General features: G+C 37.7%; 17 protein-coding genes. 13 read left to right on the top strand and 4 right to left on the bottom strand.

From position 1 onward, the window contains the following. Positions 1-8: 8 nt before the first annotated feature. From pglZ to IGK27_RS11800, 4 genes are all read left to right on the top strand, one after another. A complete protein-coding gene (pglZ, locus tag IGK27_RS11815; RefSeq protein ID WP_002397591.1) occupies positions 9-2,546 on the top strand; it encodes a BREX-1 system phosphatase PglZ type A in 2,538 nt (845 codons plus the stop codon). Between the two features lie 11 nt (positions 2,547-2,557). After that, the gene (gene brxL / locus IGK27_RS11810; protein ID WP_010830674.1) at positions 2,558-4,591 is read left to right on the top strand and encodes a protease Lon-related BREX system protein BrxL; all 2,034 of its coding nucleotides are present in this window, start codon (positions 2,558-2,560) and stop codon (positions 4,589-4,591) included. Positions 4,592-4,909: 318 nt separating this feature from the next. Further along, positions 4,910-6,118: a chloride ion channel protein gene (locus tag IGK27_RS11805; protein WP_002407876.1), complete on the top strand. Its 1,209-nt coding sequence runs from the start codon at positions 4,910-4,912 to the stop codon at positions 6,116-6,118. Positions 6,119-6,142: 24 nt separating this feature from the next. After that, on the top strand, positions 6,143-6,799 hold the full coding sequence (locus IGK27_RS11800) for a glucose-6-phosphate 1-dehydrogenase family protein (protein WP_010830673.1): 657 nt from the start codon (positions 6,143-6,145) through the stop codon (positions 6,797-6,799). Positions 6,800-6,849: 50 nt separating this feature from the next. Here IGK27_RS11800 and IGK27_RS11795 read toward each other — a convergent pair whose 3' ends face one another. Beyond that, positions 6,850-7,917, bottom strand: coding sequence for a choloylglycine hydrolase family protein (locus tag IGK27_RS11795; protein ID WP_430596419.1), 1,068 nt, complete (start codon positions 7,915-7,917; stop codon positions 6,850-6,852). Between the two features lie 176 nt (positions 7,918-8,093). Between IGK27_RS11795 and IGK27_RS11790 the strand changes: the two genes are divergently transcribed. Continuing rightward, complete coding sequence (locus IGK27_RS11790) at positions 8,094-9,755, top strand: SulP family inorganic anion transporter (protein ID WP_002396652.1); 1,662 nt, start codon at positions 8,094-8,096, stop codon at positions 9,753-9,755. A gap of 163 nt (positions 9,756-9,918) precedes the next feature. On the opposite strand, the gene IGK27_RS11785 is transcribed toward IGK27_RS11790, so the two are convergent. Next, on the bottom strand, positions 9,919-10,611 hold the full coding sequence (locus tag IGK27_RS11785) for a hypothetical protein (RefSeq protein ID WP_002378769.1): 693 nt from the start codon (positions 10,609-10,611) through the stop codon (positions 9,919-9,921). A gap of 192 nt (positions 10,612-10,803) precedes the next feature. Between IGK27_RS11785 and sylA the strand changes: the two genes are divergently transcribed. The 6 genes from sylA (at position 10,804) to allE (ending at position 17,454) form a co-directional block, all read left to right on the top strand. Next, on the top strand, positions 10,804-11,256 hold the full coding sequence (gene sylA, locus IGK27_RS11780) for a transcriptional regulator SylA (protein ID WP_002359121.1): 453 nt from the start codon (positions 10,804-10,806) through the stop codon (positions 11,254-11,256). An 18-nt stretch (positions 11,257-11,274) separates the two neighbouring features. Continuing rightward, positions 11,275-11,787 (top strand): GNAT family N-acetyltransferase, encoded by a 513-nt coding sequence (locus IGK27_RS11775; protein ID WP_002401605.1) that lies wholly within the window; start codon positions 11,275-11,277, stop codon positions 11,785-11,787. A 593-nt stretch (positions 11,788-12,380) separates the two neighbouring features. Next, on the top strand, positions 12,381-13,877 hold the full coding sequence (gene allW / locus IGK27_RS11770; protein ID WP_002378767.1) for an allantoin permease: 1,497 nt from the start codon (positions 12,381-12,383) through the stop codon (positions 13,875-13,877). Further along, positions 13,878-15,242, top strand: coding sequence for an allantoinase AllB (gene allB, locus IGK27_RS11765; protein ID WP_002378765.1), 1,365 nt, complete (start codon positions 13,878-13,880; stop codon positions 15,240-15,242). Between the two features lie 181 nt (positions 15,243-15,423). Continuing rightward, positions 15,424-16,647 carry an allantoate deiminase gene (gene allC, locus IGK27_RS11760; RefSeq protein ID WP_002401603.1) on the top strand — a complete coding sequence of 408 codons (1,224 nt, stop codon included), beginning with the start codon at positions 15,424-15,426 and terminating at the stop codon, positions 16,645-16,647. A 21-nt stretch (positions 16,648-16,668) separates the two neighbouring features. Next, positions 16,669-17,454, top strand: coding sequence for a (S)-ureidoglycine aminohydrolase (gene allE, locus IGK27_RS11755; RefSeq protein WP_002401602.1), 786 nt, complete (start codon positions 16,669-16,671; stop codon positions 17,452-17,454). 117 nt (positions 17,455-17,571) lie between these two features. On the opposite strand, the gene IGK27_RS11750 is transcribed toward allE, so the two are convergent. After that, on the bottom strand, positions 17,572-19,197 hold the full coding sequence (locus tag IGK27_RS11750; protein WP_002365289.1) for a PucR family transcriptional regulator: 1,626 nt from the start codon (positions 19,195-19,197) through the stop codon (positions 17,572-17,574). Positions 19,198-19,368: 171 nt separating this feature from the next. Between IGK27_RS11750 and IGK27_RS11745 the strand changes: the two genes are divergently transcribed. Together IGK27_RS11745 and IGK27_RS11740 are read left to right on the top strand one after the other, a co-directional pair. Further along, complete coding sequence (locus IGK27_RS11745; protein WP_002355061.1) at positions 19,369-20,577, top strand: pyridoxal-phosphate-dependent aminotransferase family protein; 1,209 nt, start codon at positions 19,369-19,371, stop codon at positions 20,575-20,577. Positions 20,578-20,674: 97 nt separating this feature from the next. Continuing rightward, complete coding sequence (locus IGK27_RS11740) at positions 20,675-21,934, top strand: MFS transporter (RefSeq protein ID WP_002378762.1); 1,260 nt, start codon at positions 20,675-20,677, stop codon at positions 21,932-21,934. A gap of 45 nt (positions 21,935-21,979) precedes the next feature. Here the strand turns inward: IGK27_RS11740 and IGK27_RS11735 are convergent, their stop codons facing one another. Next, the gene (locus IGK27_RS11735; RefSeq protein ID WP_002355063.1) at positions 21,980-22,240 is read right to left on the bottom strand and encodes a metal-sensitive transcriptional regulator; all 261 of its coding nucleotides are present in this window, start codon (positions 22,238-22,240) and stop codon (positions 21,980-21,982) included. Positions 22,241-22,352: the final 112 nt, after the last annotated feature.

Here is a 22,352-nt window from a genome sequence, read left to right as displayed (position 1 = left end):
ATGTGATTATGTCAGATTTGAATTTAAATCAGATTCAGAACAGACTAAATGAACTTTTTGTAACATATGGAGAGCGTAAACTTATTTTTTGGTTCGATCCAAAAAAAGAATTTGAAGAGGATATTATTAATGGGAAAATTGAATTAAAAGATGCGAAAGTTTTTATCCTTGAACCAAATACTCAATTTATGACAAAACGTTTCTTTGAAATTGAAGATACTGATAATAACTATTTAATCTATGCACCATTTGAAAAGATAAGTGATGACGACCAGGATAATCATTTACTAAGTATTTTGAAATATTCTAGCGAGTTTAGTGCAGATCGTATTTCATTGGTGATGACACAATTAAATATTCCAAATGAGTTACATGATGCTATGGTACATTATGCTAAATTCTTTGGTGCAAGATCACGAATTACTGCTTTTAACAAACTAATAACTACTGAAATTAAATCAAAGCAAGAACTTGAAATAGCAATGATGGCCGTCCTAACCAAAGCTAACACTGCCCAATTTTATAGTATCATTCAATCTTTACTGGTCGAATATGCGTATGAATCAAGTAGCCTGTATGAACAATTAGTGACTTTTGATTTACAGAATGCTTTTTGGAAATATGTATCTCTTTATTATGGCTTTATTTCAGAGACACCAACTATCCAAAAGTTGACAGTTTCTTTTTTTGTTAATGCTTTTTATGGGCAATTAGGACATCAAGAATTACCTATACAGTTAAAAGAGTACGAAGTTTTAGAACAAACTACAGCAATTATTTCCTTTATGGATGGGGTAATGAATGACTCTCGCTATACGCAAGCTTTCGATAAATTGAGTGGAAATACATATCGGTTAATTAGCGGAGAGAAGTTGATTTCACTGGTGCCCATTGAGGAACTTATTGCAGCTGATATTTTTGAATCTGTTCATAATAACATAATCAAGTATTATATTGGCCAGCTATTGAGTGGGGATTTAACACCGATAATTAATGGGATGACACTTTCTGAAGTTATTACATTGAAGCAGCGAGCGCACTTTGGTGCAAAGTATATTCATGAATATGAAGTAATATTGAATGCACAAAAATTGTTGAATAATACTTTTTCTTCTAATATTAACCAATTTTCAGAAGTTGTTAAAAATTATGAAAATATCTCGTTTAATATTGATCAATCTTATCGTAAATTTATTTGGCATTTTGATAAAGTTTTATCTCCAGATTTATTTACAGAACTTAAATTACGCATAGAAAAACAATACAAAATATTTTTAAATGAGAGTGCCCGTTTGTGGAATGATCTATTGTCTTTAGAAGAACGTTCGTCACTCCTTGATTTTTATGACGACTTTGCAAATAATAAAACAAAAACAGTTGTGATTATTTCTGATGCACTTCGTTATGAAATTGGGAAAGAAATTCAAGAAGTACTGCAGTATGAAAAGAAATTTACAACAAAGATGAATACACTTTTTTCTGTTCTTCCATCAGTAACGGAATTTGGAAAAGCGGCTTTGTTAAGAAGTGGACACGAAACGTATGAATATGTTGAAGGAACCGATATTCGGGTAAATGGAATGAAAACACAGGGGACTCCTGCACGAGATAAAATATTAAAAGCAAAAAATTCCAACTCTTTGGCTATTACGTATGAAGAAGTGATGACTAAAACGAATGCAAAAGAACTTCGTGAGATATTTAATGGCAAAGAAGTGATTTATCTTTATCATGATCAAATTGATAGGACAGGGGATCATGGTCAGGAATCACAAGTTTTTGATGCTGCACAAAAAACAGTTGATGAAATCAAAGCTTTAATACCATTTATTTCAAACGGAGCGAATGTTTATCGATTTTTGATCACCAGTGACCATGGCTTTATCTATACAAGATCCAAAGTTGAAGAACATGAAAAGATTGAAAATCCATCTGAATTTTCTGAAGATAGAGTAGAACGTCGGTTTATAATTAGTGAAAATCATTATGATGAAATTGGAATTACTTCAATGAAATTAGGAGAAATATTGCGCAATGATGACAAACGCTATGTACATTATCCTGAAACATCTGCTATTTTTAAAAAAGTAGGTGGGGGTCAAAGTTATGTACATGGTGGTTCTTCTCCACAAGAAATGCTTGTCCCTGTTTTAGAAGTAAACGTTTCTCGAGGATCGTCTCAAAAAGAACCAGTGAGCGTTCAGTTAATGACAGCAAAAAGAAAAGTTATAGGACTTTCTATATCTTTAGAGTTTTATCAAACGGAAGCGTTAAGTGACTCAATCACTAAAGCAAAATATACGTTATATTTTGAAGATAGTAAGGGAAACTTAATTACGAATCAACATACCTATTATGCCGATTCTACCTCAGAGCAAGCTAGTGAAAGATTTACAAATTTCACTTTTGACTTTATAAATCGTAATTATGATACAAATGAAAAAATTTATTTAGTAGTGAAAAATACAGAGACGAAGATTCAAGTGGAAAGAATTGACTTTGTAATTGATAATCCATTTGCTGGCGGTTTTGGTTTTGATATTTAGGAGGAAAGTTAGTGGATCAAGTTATATTAGATAAATTGGTGGCAAACTTTCCTGGAAAGATTGTCCGTAAAGATTTAACTAAAAAAATAAAAGAAGGAGCAAATGTTCCAGTATATGTGCTTGAATATTTGCTTGGTATGTATGCATCTTCTTTAGATGAAAATTTAGTTATAAAAGGTGTTGAAAATGTAAAAAATATTTTGGTTCGAAATTATGTTCGTCCAGATGAAGCCGAAAAAGTAAAAGCAAAAATTCGAGAGAATGGTGGCTATACAGTCATTGATAAAGTATCGGTATCATTAAATGAACGGCGAGATCAGTATGAAGCTGAATTTTCTAATTTAGGACTTTCTGGCGTACGTATTGGTGATGAATATCCCAAAAAATATGATCGACTTCTTGGTGGTGGGATTTGGTGCATCGTTCAGATGGAATATTGGTATGATGAAACGGATCAAAGAAATTCACCATTTATTGCAAAAAAAGTTGATCCTATTCAAATGCCTGGTTTGGATATTGAAGAAGTTAGGCGTGGTCGTGCTGCATTTACAGAGAAGGAATGGATTGATGTTGTTCTTCGATCGGTTGGAATGGAGCCTACACAATTTACTGAACGTGTAAAATGGTTACATTTGGCTCGCCTTGTCCCGTTGATAGAAAATAATTTTAACTTATGTGAATTAGGGCCACGCGGTACAGGAAAATCGCATGTTTATAAAGAAATCTCGCCTAACTCTATTTTAGTTTCTGGTGGACAAACTACTGTTGCGAATTTATTTTATAATATGGCTCAAAGATCTATGGGATTAGTTGGTATGTGGGATACGGTGGCTTTTGACGAGGTAGCAGGTATTAACGTGAAAGATGGAGATTTAGTTCAAATAATGAAGGATTACATGGCTTCAGGCTCATTTGCTCGTGGTAAAGAAGAAAAAAATGCATCTGCATCGATGGTATTTGTAGGAAATATCAATCAAAGTGTAGATGTTATCTTAAAAACTTCAAATTTATTTGAACCTTTCCCAGAAAAAATGCGATCTGATTCAGCATTTTTAGATCGTATGCATTGTTACTTACCAGGATGGGAAATTCCTAAATACCGGCCAGATTTTTTTACGAATGATTATGGTTTTATAACAGATTACTATTCAGAAGTGATGCGAGAATTACGTAAGACAACTTATAGTGATGCAATCGATAACTATTTTAAGCTAGGTTCACAACTAAATCAACGTGATACTATTGCTGTTAAAAAGATGTTTTCTGGACTTATCAAACTAGTATATCCTCATGGGGAATTTGGAAAAGAAGAGGTAGAAAAAGTACTTAAATTTTCTATTGAAATGAGACGAAGAGTGAAAGAACAGCTTAAAAAAATTGGTGGAATGGAATTCTTTGATGTTAACTTATCTTATATTGATTTAGAAGAAAATAGAGAAGAATATGTTTCTGTCCCAGAACAAGGAAGTGGCACACTAATTCCTGAAGGTATTGGGAAACCAGGACATGTACATGCTGTTTCAGGTGGGGCTAGTGGACGAGTGGGCGTATTTAAATTTGAAACTCAAATGATTTCTGGAAATGGTAAATTTAAAGCGACTGGATTAGGTAGTGATTCTGCAGCCAAAGAAAAAACTTATTCAGCTTATAAATATCTTAGTGCTAATGCTGCTTCGATTAGTGCATCCATATCCATTGCCAGTCATGACTTTGTATTCAATACCCAAGATCTGAATGGTGTCGGAAATCCAGAGTCTCTGACTTTACCAACAATGATTGCACTTTGTTCAGTGGCGTTGAACAAGCCAGTAATCTCCAGTATAGCCGTATTTGGTGATATAACGATTGGTGGCACTTTAGTTAGAGTTACCAACTTAGCAGATATGATGCAAGTGGCTCGTGATGCGGGTGCTAAGAAAGCGCTGGTTCCGATGGCTAATGCAGCTGACTTAGCTACAGTCCCTCCAGAGCTAATGTCGACTTTTAATATTGTTTTCTATAATTCACCAGAAGATGCTGTCTTTAAAGCACTTGGAGTTGAATAATTTACTTAATAGTAGTTAAAGAAATTTTTTATTGATGTGCTTTCTACAATTAATATGTAAAATAATAATCAAAAATCAAAGGAAATAAGAAATATTAGAGAAGTTTAAGTTTTAGCGGAGAGAAGTTCTTCTCTCCGTTTTGATATATATAATATTGGATAGGATTCCAATTAAATCATAAATATGTTTGAAAGTAGTATATGCGACCTGTTGATTATTTAGAAAATTAATATCTCAAATAATCCTTCCCAAAATCTTCAAACACAAACCACTAACTATCTGCTACTATAAAAGAAACAACTATCATTTGGAGGAAGTATGCGTAACAGAAAAATGTGGACAATTATCGTCAGTGGGTTATTTTTAAGTAGTATCATCGCGGGAATTTCAGGAGCATTTTTAATCATTGAAGGAGAGCTAACGACTCTGCTCTGGGAAGTGTTGCCAGCGCAAATGAAATGGCCAATTCTCTATTATTTTGTCTTGTGTGTGCTAGGAGCGTTGGTATTGAGTTATCTGAAGAAACGCTTCGGGCAAATACCACAAACGGCGCATGAGGCTCTGACAGAATTGAAGGCGAAACAATCGGTCGATTATTCAGGTGTGTTTAGAAATTTATTGGCCGCCTTGGTAATTTTAATTTTCGGGGCTGGTGTCGGTCCTGAAGCTGCATTGTTGGGAGCAATTATTTCGTTGTCAGTCTGGCAATCTGATAAGTTACGATACCTTTATTTTCATTATGACGAGCAAGAACAGCAAGTATTTTGGACAAAAATTCAGCGCTTGCTGCATCCGCAACAGTTTGTTCAGCGCTACGATACGATGCTCGCTCCTGTAGATAAAAAGAAACTGAAACAAGTGATGAACGGGTTATTTATTGTGAACGGGTTGGTGGTGTTTACCTTTTTAATGAAATTGGTGGGACACCCATCGTTTATTACGAAGTTAGGAACTGGAAAAATTGAAATGGCTTCGTTATGGCTGATTTTACCCGCTTTATTAACTGCTTTTGTGATTGGTAACGCCTATCAATGGTTGAAAGCTGCTCTGGCTAAACTATGCCAACCTTTTGAAGAAAAGCAAAGCATACTGGTAAGCTTTGGTGCAGCCTGTATTTTTCTTTTTGTTATTTTAATGCCAAGATTACTATTTTCAGGACAATCTTTTATGCATTTAGTTCCTAGTTTTGGTAGTCAACAAGCCTGGTATATCTTGGTGGTCGCTGCGATAATGAAACTAGTATTTTTACAAGTTTGTTTACAGACAGGTTGGATAGGTGGCGATATTTTTCCCGTCGTTTTTTCAGCTATTTTAATCGGGTTTGCGGTCGCACAATTTTTCCCAACAATTGACTCGCTTTTTGTTGTCGCAATTTTTGCTACGAGTTTAACAACCCAAATCTTAGGAACGATTCTTGTACCAGGCATTTTTGTGGGGCTCTTTTTCCCAATCACGCTTTGGCCAGTTGTAGTCCTTGTGTTATTTTTACAATGGCTATTGAAAAATAAAATTATTAAGAGTAACTAGAAGATACTAAAAAGAGGGAATAAAATGAACCTAACCCATCAAGACTTCAATCTGTTCAACCGAGAAATCTTCACATTTAAACAACTCAAAGAGCAACAAACACCAGCAGAAATCGATGCTTTAAAGCAAAACTACAAGCAACATTGGGAAAAGTGGAAAGCCTTAAACCTCGCAATCGCTCAAGGTTTACCAGCTGAACTCGGCATCACTAAGCCGAAAATCGAAAGCTGGACCAACGGCTGGAATTTACGCAGTCATTTCTGGGTTGCGTATCGCAGTGAGCAACGTCAAGCGGAAAATGCTTGTCTGGCATTGTTATTAAATAAAAAGCAATTTCAAGTATATTTGATGTTTCAACATTACAAAAGTGAGGAGCGGGCAGGCTCAGTCGTCGCTTACAATCAATTGCTTAATCGTTTAGAAGCTTGGAGTCAAACCATCGACTGCGAAGGCTATTATATTTGGCCGCAGGAGGAGCATGAACTAGTGGACCATTTGCCTTTAAAAGATTATTTAGCAGATGAAAAACAACGGAAAATTCTAGAAGAGCGGATAGGCAATCGCTCATTTCAGATCGGTAAGTTGTGGTTTGCGACGGAAAAGCTTGAAACGATTGAAGAAAAAAGTTGTCAGGCGCTTCAAGAATTAGCGCCGTTGTATAACGCATTATCTGAAAAATGAACAAACAACGTCTCTGACCAATTACCTGGTCAGAGACGTTGTTTGTGTTTTTATTGATTTAAATCTGTTAGTAGTAGCTCGTTAGAAACAGCAAAAGTAGTAACTTCTGTTAAAGCTGGATCCAAAGTGTATTTTGTAAATGAGGTAGTACTTTCTGGTTGGACATACATGGTTAGATTAGTCACATCATATCCTGACCAATAATGTGTGAAATCAGACAGAGAATTACTTTGACCTAAATGGCCAATTCCCCGAGGAATCATCACTGTTTGGAAGGCGCGATAGAGTTGCATAATCCCTTCAGAGCTATCAAATTCTTGGAGATTGTCAGAATAGTATAACGCACGAATGAAGCGTGACGGCGAAGTGAAGTCTCCTGGGATTCCTAATAGTCCGTAAGAAGTCCCACCTTCAATTGGGTCAAGTATTGCGCCTGATTTTAAAGTGTAAGGTTCTTTAATAGCGTAGTTGCGCATTCCGATATAGTTTCGTGCATTGGTTAAATGATAATTGTATTCTGGGCTGTTTGTGACTACGCCAATCGAATCATAAATGACGAACGCTCCGTTATCTGTTGGTTGCAAAACAATACTATTATTATTTTTATCATTAATGGTCCAGTGTAAGGTAAAATGAACTTCCCCCAATGAATCAAGTTGGAATTTTTGATCTAACAGGCCGATTTTTTCAAAAGCTACTTTTACTTCGTCAACGCTTTCAAAATTACTCAAAATATAAGCGAGAACTTCTTCTGCAATATGAGGTGTTAAACCACGATCTGCTAAACTTTCAGCAGGTGCTGTTGAAGATTCCATTAAATATTGAATATCACCAGATAAGCCGGCTTCATTGATACCATCTGTGATAGCAAGGCTGACGGTTTTACTATCGTTCGCTGGTTGATCTGTGCCTGACATTGCTAGTCCCATAAAGGAATATTTTGCCGTCCAAGGATTTAGTTGGCTATTTAGAACTGTACCTTTTGGAAATTGAGCAATTAGAGTAGGGATTTTTGGTGCAATTGGATCTTCGTTGCCAAAAAAGTCAAACGTAAAATCCATCGTACGTCCATAAAAAATATCATTTGTTTTGGAAATAATCTTGATGCCTGTACACATAATAGTTTCCCCCAATTAATGTAAGTTTGTGAAGCCTGTTTACTAGTTAAGCATATCATACTCTAGGAAACAGCGGTGGCTAAATTCTTAAAATATTAGACAATTTTGTCTAAATGAGGTGAAAAAAATTTTTTAGCGATTTCCTTCACAAAACACCTTATTATCTTTCCGAAAATATGATATCTTTAGAATGGAAATTTCATGAAAAGAGGATGCGAATGTTTAAAAAGTACACACAAATGATAAGGGATGAATTTAAAGGGTATAATCAAAAAAAATTGAAAAAAGATTTCTTGGCAGGTTTGACTGTCGCAGCCGTCGCGTTGCCGTTAGCGTTAGCGTTTGGGGTCTCTAGCGGCGCCACTGCAGCAGCTGGCATGATCACGGCGATTATCGCTGGAATTGTGATTGGGAGCCTTTCGGGTGGGTTTTATCAAATTTCAGGACCAACAGGTGCGATGGCAGCTATTTTAATGTCAATTGCGGCAGTGCATGGCATGCAAGGGATTTTGTTGGCCACCTTTTTGGCGGGAATTTTCTTGCTTTTGGCAGGGATTTTGCGTTTAGGGAGCTTGACTTCTTTTATTCCGTCACCGGTCATTACCGGGTTTACTTCAGGAATTGCTATTATTATTGCGTTGGGGCAGCTTGATAATTTCTTTGGGGTTCGTTCAGAAGGACACAATTTAATTGAGAAAATCAGCAGTTATCGTTCATTGGGCTTTGATTTAAGTATACCAACGACGGTTATGTCGATTTTAGTGGTGCTTGGATTAGTATTCTTTCCGAAAAAGTGGAATGCGATGATACCAGCTTCATTGGTGATGATTATTTTAGCTACGTTAGCAACAGTGGTTTTTCAACTGCCAGTGGCCACTGTAGGGAAAATTCCGACAAGTATTTTTAGTGATACACGTTTGGAACTTGGTTCGCTTCAATTAAGTGCGTTTCAGGATATTTTGGTGCCTTCGATTAGCATTGCTATGTTAGGTATGATTGAAAGTTTGCTTTGTGGCGCTTCGGCTGGTCGCATGACAGGGAAACCATTAGACAGTAATCAGGAACTAGTGGCACAAGGAATTGGCAACTTAATTTTGCCATTTTTCGGTGGCGTGCCTGCGACGGCAGCGATTGCCCGGACGAGCGTAGTGATTAAATCTGGTGCGCAAACACGTTTAGCGGGTATTTTTCATGCGGTCTTTTTATTGTTATCGATGTTGCTTTTATCGCCAGTCATGTCTAAAATTCCCATGCCTGCGTTAGCTGGTGTTTTAGTGGTGACAGCGTGGCGAATGAATGAATGGTCGGTGATTAAAGAATTCTTCCAGAAACGTTTCCACACAGCCTTATGTTTATTCTTTTTAACGATGGTAGCGACCGTTATTTTTGACTTGAGTTTAGCGATTGTTTTAGGGGTCTTAGCGGGTTGCCTGTTTTTCATTGCGAAAAGTGCCGTGATTACGATTAATGTCGAGGAAGTTGATTGGTCAAGAATGGGGCTAGTACCGACCGATTGTACGGAAAATTGGGTGGTGGTTTATTTGAGTGGCCCGTTATTTTTCATGTCTTCTGAACGATTGAAACAAACGTTACTGCAATTGGAAACAAAAAGTGGTGTAGTATTTTCAATGCGAGGAGTTCCTAGCATTGATAGTACGGCGTTAGATATTTTAGAAGAATTTTGTCTCGCAGCAGAAGGTCGCGGACAACAAGTTCAGTTTGCCGCTCTGCAACCAGAAGTTGAGAAAATGATTCGAACCATTCAAGGAAATCAAGAGAAAGAATACCATTTCTCAGTCGCAGAATTTTTACAAACGGTGCATGTTGCAGAACAATAATTCATTTTTAAATGAAATGTTCTATTTTCTATCGCGGGCTTAATGGGTGAAGAAATAAGAAAAATAAGTGGGGACTAAAACGAGTTTCTAGAGGAGTTCCTAAAAAATAATAAAGAGAAAACTTCTAAGTATGAAGTTTTCTCTTTATTATTTTTTAGGTTATTTATTGAATTACTTCTAACATAACGTCTTTTTGATCATCCGTAACATTGCCTGCGTAGTTAGGAGTGATTAAAGATTTCGAACCATTTTTATTGTTGAATAAGTATAAAGTGCCCGATCTATTTTGTTCATCGTTTGAAGAAATATTAGTTCCTAAAATTAATTCTGTATTTACTTTAACGGTGCGAATACTGTTATCGGCCGCTGAAAATATTCTAATCTCTTTTGTAGGAATTGTATTTATAGATAGCTCATATTTATTAATGGCTTCTTTCACTTGACCATTTTCAGCCCCAAACAATTTAGTTCGGAAGGTAGCAGTTGGTGTTGAATTTAAGTTTTCTAACGTAATTGAAGTTGGCACATTCATTCCTTTAAAATTAAATACGAGTGGATTGTTTAAACTACTAAGATCGACAGCATAAGGTGTTGCTTCTAAAGAATTTGTTTCTTCGACATTTGTGGATACTTCATTTTTAGACTTTGACGAAGCCTGAGCGGTACTGGCACTTTCTGAAGTTTTTTTTAGTTTATTATTAGAGCTTGTTTCTGTGCTAGAACTGTAATGATTAGTACTGCTTTTCATTGATGTTGTATGATTGGTAGAATTTTCTTGTTTTTTAGGTTCATTCGCTTTTTGAGAACTACAACCTGTTAAAAAAATAACTAAAATAACACAAAATAATTTTTTCATACTATTCCTCCTATAGACGCTATAACTAATTTTATCTTACTTGTTAATATAACAAAAGGAATAATTATTTTATTTTCACAAATGCTCAAATTGTTTAAATCTGTAGTTTTTATACTTATTTTTGTTGCATTTGCAACAAAAATAAGTTAAAGTAATGACAATCATAAAATATTAGCGAAAGGAAGTGTCCTAGTGACAGATATTTTAAGAGAAATTGGCATGATTGCGCGGGCCTTAGATTCAATCAGTAATATTGAATTTAAGGAATTATCTTTAACACGAGGACAATATCTTTATTTGGTCAGGGTCTGTGAAAATCCTGGAATTATCCAAGAAAAGATCGCCGAACTGATTAAAGTTGATCGAACCACAGCAGCGCGGGCGATTAAGCGTTTGGAAGAACAAGGCTTTATTTATCGTCAAGAAGATGCAAGCAACAAAAAAATTAAGCGGATTTATGCCACAGAAAAAGGGAAAAACGTTTATCCAATCATTGTGCGCGAAAATCAACACTCGAATCAAGTTGCTTTGCAAGGCTTGTCAGAAGTGGAAATTTCACAATTGGCAGATTACTTAGTCCGGATGCGTAAAAATGTCAGCGAAGATTGGGAATTTGTCAAAAAAGGGAACACTCGAAATTATTAAGGAAAGGACGACTGATTGATGGGAGAAATAAAACAATTAACAATAGAAGATGCACCAGCGTTACAAGAAATCAGCATTGAAACTTATACAGATACTTTCGGACCATATAATACCCCAGAAAATATGCAAGCCTATTTAGTAGAAGCCTACAATTTAGAAAAATTACAAAAGGAATTGGCTAATCCCCACTCTGACTTTTATTTTATCTTTGTCGATAATCAATTAGCTGGCTACATGAAATTAAATCGTGAGAGGGCACAAACGGAACCGATGGGGCCAGAAAAGCTCGAGGTTGAGCGATTGTATATTTTGCCTGCGTTTAAAGGAAAGAAGCTGGGGACACAATTGTTAGAACTGGCGGAAGAGAAAGCTCGTGAATTTGGTAAAAACGCACTGTGGCTAGGTGTCTGGGAACACAATGATGCGGCGCGGGCATTTTATAAAACGATTGGCTACCGCTATTACAGTCAACATTCATTTTTTATGGGAGACGATGAACAGACGGATTTTATTTTGTTAAAGGAATTATAGCAAGAAAATTTAGAAACAAAGATTTCTGATAAAATCAGAAATCTTTGTTTATTTTTTTGATTAAAATTAAGCATTTTTTATTTTCAAAATGTTATTTTTAAAAACGTAAAAATTGAAAAAGAAGATTTTGAATCTGTGAAAAGTTGTCGATCTTGTGAGAAAACTCTTTTGTCAGTGTCTTTTTTCAGGATGGGTCTCTTCCTGAAAATCCACTTCAGTTTATCTATTTTGTGTGTTTTTGATTAAAAAACGTTGTGCTGGATTTCATTTAACTGTATAATTTATTTATGTCATTTTTAATAATAAGCGTATTTTAGCATTGAAAAAGAGAAGTTGTACATAATATGTGAATAAAAAGATTTGTTTCTTACTTTCTAGAGTGAGAGGACGATATAAAAAAGGTTGCTATTTTTTCGTTCAAAGTGAACAAAGAATCGTTTGTTATTTAGTTGGGGTAACTAATGATTCTTGTTATAAAAAGCGCTTACAATTTGTGTGATGAGAGTAGTACGCATGTTTGTGCAAAAGTGACAAAAAAGAGAAGGCAGGGTGTTTTAATAGAAAAAAATTTTTAATAAAAAGGAGAGTTTGTCGTGGAGAAAAATGTGTCTCAAGTAACAGCTCAAGAAGAAACAGCGATGAAAGCACGTGGCTACAATGAGGATTTGTTGCCAAGTAGCCCGAAACAACGGACAATGGGCGCGCGCAATTTTTTTACATTATGGATGGGTTCGATTCATAATATCCCGAATTATGCAGCAGTGGGCGGCTTTATTTTCTTAGGTTTATCGCCGCTGCAAGTTATGCTGGCAGTTGTGTTAAGCTCATTCATTGTAGCAACTTTCATGAATTTGAATGGCGTGGCTGGCTCTAAATATGGCATTCCTTTTGCGATGCACTTACAGTCTACTTACGGCAGTCTCGGGGCAAAACTGCCAGGGTTCTTAAGAGGTTGTGTGGCCGCGATTGCTTGGTTTGGTCTGCAAACATTTACAGGATCGCTGGCTTTATTAATTATTCTCGGGAAATTTTGGCCGAACTTTTTAGAAATTGGTGGATCATTCCAGTTTTTTGGTCTCAGGCTACCTGAATTAATGGCGTTTACTCTTTTCTGGCTCTTAAATGTGGCAATAGGTTTCGGTGGTAGCAAAATTTTGAACCGTTTTACCGCCATTTTAAGTCCGTTGATTTATGTCGTTATTATTGGATTAACGATTTGGGCCATTCGAGCTGGGGGCGGTTTAACACCAATTTTGTCCTATCAAGTTTCTGGTGCGATTCGTTCAGTCAATCCACTGGTGGCGTATCTGATTATTTTTAACTCGGTTGTGGCCGTTTGGTCAGCGCCTGGTGCGAGTGTGGCGGATTTTACTAAGAATGCGCGCTCGACACGTGCTCAGATTGTGGGGCAAACAGCAGGTTTAGTTGTTGGTTATGGGATTTTCGCTTTTTCCAGTGTGGTTATTCTGTTAGGTGGTTCGCTGTATTTTGGGATTCAAGAATGGAATATTTTAAACATTATTGATCGTTTAGATAATGTGGCAGTGGTGATCTTAGCCATGTCGGTTTTCTTATTAACGACTATTTCAACGAATGCAACGGGGAACATCATTCCGGCAGGTTATCAATTGGCGGCGCTGTTTCCTAAAAAAATGACGTATAAAAAAGGCGTCATGATTGCCAGTGTTATCAGCTTTCTTATTATGCCTTGGAAACTGATGGAAAACGCCGATAGTATTTTTATTTTTCTGAACGCAATTGGGGCTGTTTTAGGACCAGTCGCTGGTGTGATGATTGCGAATTATTATTTTGTTCAAAAGCAACAAATTAATTTAAATGCTTTATACGTAGATAAACACAAAAAAGAGGAAGCCAATCCTTTTTACGGATTAAACAAGCCGGCGTATGTCGCTACTATTCTGGCGTTGGTTCTTTCCTTAAGTGGTCAATTTATTCCACAGGTTAAAATCATTGCTGATATTTCGTGGTTTGTGGGCTTTGCCACAGGTTTTGTGCTGTACTTAGTGTTAAAAAAATGGACTTGGGATTCAAAAAAAGTGAAAGAAACAGCTTATCAGGAGGGAAAATAAATGCAAGCAGAGTTAGTGATTAAAAACGGGTTAGTTATTTTAGAAACTGGAGAAGTCATTACGGATGTCGCCGTTCAAGGAGGAAAAATCGTAGCGATCGGGCAAGACTTGTCGGGAGAACGTGTGATTGATGCGACGGGTTTGGTCGTTAGTCCTGGGATGGTGGATGCTCATGTTCATATTACCGATCCTGGTGGTGGTTACCGCGATGAATGGGAAGGGTATGTCACAGGAACGGCCGCTTGTGCCAAAGGGGGCGTGACGACCTTTATGGAAATGCCTTTAAATCAGATTCCAGCAACCGTGGATAAGACCTCTCTTGAGATCAAATACAAGGCAGGAGAAAATAAACTAAAAGTAGATGTAGGGTCATTTGGCGGCGTGGTCCCGACCAACTTGGCTGGCGGGATTCAGGAACTTGATGAAGGAGGCGTTTCCGGCTATAAATGCTTTTTAGGAACGTGCGGCGATCGTTCAATTGAAGGAGATTTTCAAAATGTCGACGATTATTCACTATATGAAGGAATGAAACAAGTTGCTAAGACTGGCAAAGTGCTAGCAATCCATGCAGAAAATGCGCCAATTACGGATAAATTAGGCGCGTTAGCTTATCAAAATGGTGAAACGACTTTAGCGGCATATGTAGCTACACGTCCTGTGTTTACCGAAGTTGAAGCGATTCAAAAAGCCATTTTATTTGCCAAAGAAACAGGTTGTCGGATTCATATTTGTCATGTGGCTTGCCAAGAAGGCGTGGAAGAAGTTTTAAAAGCCCAAGCAGAAGGGGTAGATGTGACTTGTGAAACATGTACGCATTATTTATATTTTACCACGGATGAACTTGATGCCATTGGTCCAGTTGTCAAATGTTCGCCGCCGATTCGTGACGCGGACCAACAAGCCGCCTTATGGAACCACGTGCAAACAGGCGGAATCGCGTTTGTAACCTCTGACCATTCTCCTTGTACGCCAGACTTAAAAGATACAACCAATGCTTTTGAAGCTTGGGGCGGCATTTCTGGTGTTCAAAATAACGTCGACGTGTTATTTGATGAAGCCGTCCAAAAACGTGGTTTATCCTTGAAACAATTCGCGGATATGATTGCAGCAAACCCAGCTGACCGTTATCACTTAGCGCAAAAGGGCCGCATCAGTATTGGTAAGGATGCCGATTTTGTACTAATTAAACCTAATGCGCCGTATATCTTAAAAGCAGAAGATTTAGAATATCGAAATAAAATTAGTCCTTACATTGGTCGTGAAATTGGGGCCCAAGTGATTCAAACAATTTTAAGAGGCAAAACAATTTACGCACAAGAAACTGGGGTAACCGAGGCGTTTAACGGCGTATTTATCAAAAATTAAACACCTATTTTAGAAATGAAAAGGGACAGAAGCGTAATTGAATTAGCGCCTCTGTCCACGAGTTACGGGTTATAAATTGGTTGTTTTGCACAAAAAAAGGCTTAATTTTGTTTGATAAGTACAATGAAGATGACTAGGGAAACGTTTACAATCAGAGTGTAATCAGTCAGGAGGTTTTGTGATGGACTTGGAAAAAGTTTTAAAACAAAGAATCGAAGAGTTGTCAGCAATTGGGAGTGATCCTGCTGGAGGGATGACACGCTTACTTTATACAGATTCGTGGTTGGCAGCACAAAAGTATGTGCAAAGCCAAACTGAGGCGTTTGGACTGGGAACGCAATTTGACGAAGTCGGGAATCTGTTTTGTCGAGTGGCAGGAACGGAATTTCCTCAGGAAACGATTTTAACTGGGTCACATATCGACACAGTAGTTAATGGTGGGACCTTAGATGGTCAATATGGTGTTATTGCTTCCATGACAGCTGTTCAATATTTATTAGACAAATATGGGAAACCACGGCGTTCTTTAGAAGTGCTTTCCATGGCTGAAGAAGAAGGGAGTCGTTTTCCAACGGTTTTCTGGGGAAGCAAAAATGTCGTTGGTGAAGCCAAACGTGAAGAAGTAGTCGATATCTCTGACAACGAAGGCAAAAAGTTTGTTGATGAGATGCATCGCCAAGGCTTTGATTTTCGGCAGGAGCAAACTAGACGTGAGGACATTGAAGCATTTGTCGAAATTCATATTGAACAAGGCAATATTTTAGAGAACGAAAAGCTCCAAGTCGGTGTTGTTCATAGTATTGTAGGGCAACGTCGCTACACGGTTAATTTAAAAGGGCAAGCCAATCATGCAGGCACTACGCCAATGAGTTACCGTCATGATGCGGTGTACGGCTTTGCTAAAATTTGTGCAGAAGCCATTGATCGTGCGAACGAAATTGGGGATCCGTTAGTTTTAACATTCGGCAAAGTCATTCCGAAACCCAATACAGTCAACGTGGTGCCTGGAGAAGTGGAATTTACAATTGACTGCCGTCATACCGACGCTGCTTTTTTACGACATTTTACCGGTGAATTAGAAGAACGGATGAAGACAATTGCTCAAGAATTAGGCTTAACGATTGCGATTGACCGCTGGATGGATGAAGCCCCTGTACCGATGAATCAAGCAATTGTAGAAGTTATTGAACAAAAAGCCAAAGAAGGCAAGTATCAGTATCGTATGATGCATAGTGGTGCTGGGCATGATTCGCAAATTATTGCGCCTCATTACCCGACAGCGATGATATTTGTGCCAAGTATTGGTGGGATTAGTCATAATCCTGCAGAAGCAACGGCATTTCCAGATTTGGTTGAAGGCGTCAAGCTTTTAGCAGATACCTTATATGAATTAGCATATAAATAAGATAGAAAAGGAAGAATTGTGATGGGTTATAAAAATAATCGAGTTGGTTACCAAAAAGAATTGTTAACATCAAGAGCTGTGATAAAAAAAGACAATTACGCCATTATTCCCCATGATGGTTTGGTGCAAAATGCAGTACTTGGTTTTGAAAATGTCGATATTTCCATTTTGGGATCGCCTAAATTAGGTGCGACATTTGTGGATTACATTGCTACGTTTCATAAAAATGGTCAACAAACAACTGGTTTTGGTGGCGACGGGATTCAAACGTTGGTTTATGTCATTGACGGTCGTTTGCGCGTTTCAGATGGTCAAGAAACCCATGAGCTTGAAGCCGGGGGCTATGCCTACTTTACGCCTGAAATGAAAATGTATTTAGCGAACGCACAGGAAGCGGACACAGAAGTTTTCTTATATAAAAAACGCTATCAGCCGTTGGCGGGCCATCAACCTTATAAAGTGGTTGGGTCAATTCATGACCAACAACCAGAAGAATATGAAGGAATGACAGACGTTTTACTTTGGAGTTTATTGCCGAAAGAGTTTGACTTTGATATGAATATGCATATCTTATCTTTTGAACCAGGCGCTAGTCATGCCTACATTGAAACGCATGTCCAAGAGCATGGTGCGTATTTAATTAGTGGCCAAGGGATGTACAATTTGGACAATGAATGGTATCCAGTGGAAAAAGGGGACTATATTTTCATGAGTGCCTATGTGCCACAAGCAGCCTATGCGGTTGGCCGTGAAGAACCGCTAATGTATGTTTACTCCAAAGATGCCAATCGTGAACCAGAATTATAAAGAAAAGCCGAATGTAAAGTAATGACCTCGGAACAATAGGATTTGAACACGCAGTGGTGAACGGTAGAGTCCTTTTTCTTGGTAGACGTTACTTTTATTCGGCTATTTTCCTGTTAATTATTTTTCTGAAAGTTCCAACGCTACCCGTAAGAGTAAACTCGTCTCAGGCTCTTGAATAGAGGTTCCTAATAATTTTTCACATTGATTCATGCGATATTTAATGGTGTTTCTGTGAAGGTAAAGAGCGTTGGCCGTTTTAGTAATTTCGCAATTGAAATCTAAAAAAACTTTCAAGGTTTTTCGTAATTCTTGTAACGTCGGTTCCGTCGGATAGGCCAACTCTTTCAATTGTTGCTGGCAAAAGTATTCAACATCTTCAGTGCCAATCTTTTCAAAAAGTCCAGCTAGGCCTTTGGGATGGAACAATTGCACAGTCGCTGGTTTTTGAGCGTGTAAAGAAGCCTCTAATGTCGAGGAAGCTTCAATATAAGAATTAGGCAAATCTTCTAGGTTTTCATAAGCATTGCCTAAAGCAAAGCGAATGGTAATAGGCAAAGCCTGTTGCAAACGTTCAGCGAGGTTTTGCAAAATCATCAAATGGTCATTTTTTTTAGATTGAAAAATCAAGATACTTTTATTTTGATTTTTTAATTTAAACAAGGCGACATCTGGCAGGATTTCCGGCAATTGTTCTTTGAGCCATTGGAAAATTAGTTGCCCTTCCGCTTGCTGATAACGAATATGGGTTTCATTTTCTGGTTTAGTCACGCCGTAGACAATCGCTAATTGATAATAATCACTGTTGATTAAACGATAATTTTTCCAAAGTTCCAACCAATTTTGATGTTTACTCAGCGCTTCTTGATGTGTATCAAGCAAGCGGTCCAAAAAGTCTGTTTTGAGATGCTCAAAAGATTCAGCAATTTTCTGGTTTTTAAATAACATAAAAGTCAAAACTAAAATGGCCTGATCAATGGCAAATTCAGAAATAGGATAAGGAATCTGTTCAGGAGATAAGACCAATAGATAATAGGGAAAATAATCGTTCACACGAATTGGAAAGCCAGCTACTTGAATGTTTTCTTGTCGCTCATCCTGTAAACGAAAGATTTTCTTTTCTTGTGCCAATTGTTGAAAGTGGTCTTTTGATAATTGTTCGATGAAAAACTCCGCCGATTTTTGATTGCCATAAAAATAATTCGAGTGGGCAATCACCTGTTGCCAAGGACTTAATAAAATAATTGGCGCATTTAAAATTTTCGCAAATTCAGCGATGAAGCGCGTAGCATCAACATCTTGCATTAATAATGTTGAAAAACGCTTTTGTATGTCAAATGCTACAGACATCTGTTCGGTTTTGCTATCACGAAGATAGCCTACAATTTCATGCAACAACCCGCCTAGTGGCTGTGTGCTAGGAATTTTAATCAGGGGCAAATCAACGGCACTGGCATAGGCAACAATTTCTGGTGAAATTTCGTCAAGGAACCGCCCAACTTTGATTCCTAAAGCCGTACACTCTGCTTGTTTTAGCGAGTCAATAAAAGGTTTCAATTTTTCTTGATCATCTTTATAAATCATTGCCGTTGTTAAAATCATGACATTTTTAGGGATAAAATCAGCCACATCAGGTGTTTCCGTGATTTCTACACTTTCCAAGGGCTGTGTTAAGTTTGAGTGAGACGATAATAATTGTAAGTCAGAAAATCTTGGTAAAGCCAAGACCTCAGCTAATATTTTCATCACAACAACCTCCTTTTTTTATAGTATAGCGAAGAATAAAAAGGAGTACAAAAGATAGTTATTGAATATGTCTAAAAAACAAAGTCAAAATAGTGCAAATTGAACAATGAATTTCTGGGTTTTTCCAAAGATAATAAAAGAGAAGAATTAAAAATGAAGTGAGGGATTACTATGTATCAACAACCAAATTTTGTACGGCGAACAATCATGACGCCGGGACCAGTCGAAGCCCATCCATCGGTACTTCGTCAAATGGGTCAACCAATTTTAGGGCAATTTGATCCAGAATTTCTACAGATTATGGACGAAGTTCGGGAAATGATTAAAGTACCTTTTGCCACAAAGAATCAACAAGCCTTTGCCATTGATGGCACGTCACGTTCAGGCTTGGAAGCGGGGTTATTTGCGTTGATTGAGCCAGGCGACAAAGTGCTTGTGCCTGCGTATGGCCGGTTTGCTTATTTATTAGGTGAAATTTGCGAACGCGCCCGGGCCGAAGTCATTTATTTAGAAAAGGACTGGCTCGCACCGTTTGAACAAACAACGGTGATTGAAGCGATTAAAGAACATCAACCAAAAATTGTTGCGATGGTCCACGGCGAAACGGCGAATGCACAAATGCAACCACTGGATCAAATTGGCGCCTTTTGTCGGGAAAATGAAATTTTCTTCGTAGTAGATATGGTGGCGACTTACGGCGGTGTTGAAACAAAGGTCGATGATTGGAAGATTGATATTGCGGTAGCAGGCACTCAAAAATGTGTCAGCGTACCTTCAGGCCTTTCTTTAATTACCTACAACCAACGTGTAGCCGATTATCTGGCGGGCCGTTACCAAAAAGAGTTAGGGCTTGGCGCGGATGCGCGGAATGAACGGTTCATTCAAAGTAACTACTTGGATTTATCGCAATTAGAAAAATATTGGGGACCAGAGCGCTTAAATCACCATACAGAAGCGACTACAATGATTTATGGGCTACATGAAGGGCTGCGCTTGTTACTTCAAGAAGGCATGGAAAATGTCTACGCACGCCATCGGAAAAACGATCGTATTTTAGTTGAAAGTCTGCAAAAAATGGGCTTAGAAATTTTCGGGAAGTTAGACACAAAAACACCAACAGTCATTCCTGTGGTCATTCCAGAAGGAATTGATGGTGAAAAAGTGCGGAGCTTATTACTGGATCATTTTAAAGTTGAAATTGCCTCTTCCTTCGGTGATTTAAAAGGAAAAATTTGGCGGGTCGGTAATATGGGTTACAGCAGTCGGGAAGACAATGTGCTGCATTTTTTAAGTGCTTTTGAGACTGTATTGAAACACCAAGGCTATCAATTTGAAGGCGGTAGCGGTAGTACTCATGCATTGGCTGAGTATTTAAACTAAAAAAGAAGGTAGGACAAAGGTCACTACGTAAAAAAGCGTAGTGCTTTTGTTCCTTGTGAAACGTTAACCAAAAAAATGATTGGTGGAGGAAAAGAAAATGACAGACAAGACAAAAAGTTCGTTGGCTTATTGGAAAAAAATCGTTATTTTACTATGTATGGGCTGGGTAACAATCTGGATTTATCGTTCCGCGCTTTCTCCTGTTTATCCACAAATTCGTGCGTCTCTAAATGGTAACGCTTCCGATACGGCCCTAGGGTCCATTTCTAGCTTTTATTTTCTCGGTTACGTAGTCATGCAGATTCCTGCAGGCTTCTTGGTAGACAAAATTGGGAAAAAACGTGTATTAATTCCAGGCTTTATCTTGTTTGCGCTGGCAGCATTACTGATTGCCCAAGCCCAAACGATTGGAACAATTTACTTAGGTAGCTTATTGGCAGGCTTAGGATGTGGTTCTTTCTATGGCTCGGCTTACTCGTTGACGTCGCAAAACATTCCTCAAGCCAAAAAAAGTTTTGCAACAGCTATTGTCAACAGTGGTTCAGCAGTTGGTTCAGGTTTAGGGATGATTTTATCTAGTTATTTAGTTGCCCAAAAAGGATTACCTTGGCAAGTGATGATGTACATTTCCGCCTTTATGATTATTTGTATGTTAGTGGCTTTTCAAGTGATTATTCGCAATCATAAAGAAGACATGGCCTTGATTCAGCCAACCGTTGTTGATGAAAAAGATAACGGAGCGGTAAAAGAAAAAGTGCCCTTTAAAAAACTGTTTGCGCCACATATGCTATTTGCGTATATTTTATATTTTGGCACTTGTTATGCATATTATATGATTGTGACTTGGTTACCTAATTTTTTAAGTACCGAACGCGGTTTCCAAGGAGCGGCAATTGGATTGTCCTCTTCGCTGGTCGCATTTGCCTCTATTCCAGGAGCGTTATTTTTTAGTCGGTTGGCGGATAAGTACATGCATAAAAAAGTTCAATTCATCGTTGTTTTAGAATTTTTAGCAACAGCTATGCTCTTGTTAACTGTACAAGTAAGTAATGCAACGTTGTTATTAATTGCTTTAATTATGTATGGGTTCTTAGGAAAATTAGCTGTAGAACCGATTATTATTTCTTGGCTAGGTGAAAATGCACCAAAAATTGGAATTGGCACTACTTTGGGCGTGTTTAACTTTTTCGGTATGATGTCATCTGTGATTGCCCCAGCTTTAACTGGGAAAATTTCAGACACAACGGGTTCGAAAGTCATGGGCTTTTATATTGCCGTCGTGATTTTACTAATTGGCACGATTCTTTTTATGCTTGTCAATTTAAAAAAACGCAGGGCAGATTCGTCTAATAAATAAAAAAACAACGCAAACTTATCTTTCATTGAATAAGTTTGCGTTGTTTTACTTTTTGACAATCATATTAATCGCTTGTGCTAATCGCTCTTCTTGTTCTTTAGGATCTTTTTCAGGATTTTCAAAGCAATGCTTTAAATTCTCCGCAACTATCATTCCCATTACGCGATCAATACTAGAACGGACCGCACTCAACTGAGTGATAACATCGATACATTCTTTTTCTTCATCAATCATTTTTTGAATCCCGCGAATTTGACCTTCTGTGCGGCGTAAACGATTCAGCACTTTCTTTTTTTCTTCAGTCATTTTGCCCCTCCTTAAGAGTAGTGATTGGTTTAAAATATACCTACACGAGGTATTTTTGTCAACTATCTTTTCTTTGAATCTAAAAATGGCAGAAATCTCTTCAGTTGACAAG

The organism is Enterococcus sp. DIV0236 (genome assembly GCF_050558525.1).
Classification (GTDB): domain Bacteria; phylum Bacillota; class Bacilli; order Lactobacillales; family Enterococcaceae; genus Enterococcus; species Enterococcus faecalis.
The sequence above is the reverse complement of the archived record's forward strand: the minus strand, read 5'-3'. Positions and strand labels throughout refer to the sequence as shown.

Bases quoted from the DNA above. Each gene is read 5' to 3' on its own strand.
- pglZ (WP_002397591.1), top strand. From the start codon at position 9: ATGTCAGATTTGAATTTAAATCAGATTCAGAACAGACTAAATGAACTT.
- IGK27_RS11805 (WP_002407876.1), top strand. From the start codon at position 4,910: ATGCGTAACAGAAAAATGTGGACAATTATCGTCAGTGGGTTATTTTTA.
- IGK27_RS11800 (WP_010830673.1), top strand. From the start codon at position 6,143: ATGAACCTAACCCATCAAGACTTCAATCTGTTCAACCGAGAAATCTTC.
- IGK27_RS11795 (WP_430596419.1), bottom strand. From the start codon at position 7,917: ATGTGTACAGGCATCAAGATTATTTCCAAAACAAATGATATTTTTTAT.
- IGK27_RS11790 (WP_002396652.1), top strand. From the start codon at position 8,094: ATGATATCTTTAGAATGGAAATTTCATGAAAAGAGGATGCGAATGTTT.
- IGK27_RS11785 (WP_002378769.1), bottom strand. From the start codon at position 10,611: ATGAAAAAATTATTTTGTGTTATTTTAGTTATTTTTTTAACAGGTTGT.
- IGK27_RS11775 (WP_002401605.1), top strand. From the start codon at position 11,275: ATGGGAGAAATAAAACAATTAACAATAGAAGATGCACCAGCGTTACAA.
- allB (WP_002378765.1), top strand. From the start codon at position 13,878: ATGCAAGCAGAGTTAGTGATTAAAAACGGGTTAGTTATTTTAGAAACT.
- allC (WP_002401603.1), top strand. From the start codon at position 15,424: ATGGACTTGGAAAAAGTTTTAAAACAAAGAATCGAAGAGTTGTCAGCA.
- allE (WP_002401602.1), top strand. From the start codon at position 16,669: ATGGGTTATAAAAATAATCGAGTTGGTTACCAAAAAGAATTGTTAACA.
- IGK27_RS11750 (WP_002365289.1), bottom strand. From the start codon at position 19,197: ATGAAAATATTAGCTGAGGTCTTGGCTTTACCAAGATTTTCTGACTTA.
- IGK27_RS11745 (WP_002355061.1), top strand. From the start codon at position 19,369: ATGTATCAACAACCAAATTTTGTACGGCGAACAATCATGACGCCGGGA.
- IGK27_RS11740 (WP_002378762.1), top strand. From the start codon at position 20,675: ATGACAGACAAGACAAAAAGTTCGTTGGCTTATTGGAAAAAAATCGTT.
- IGK27_RS11735 (WP_002355063.1), bottom strand. From the start codon at position 22,240: ATGACTGAAGAAAAAAAGAAAGTGCTGAATCGTTTACGCCGCACAGAA.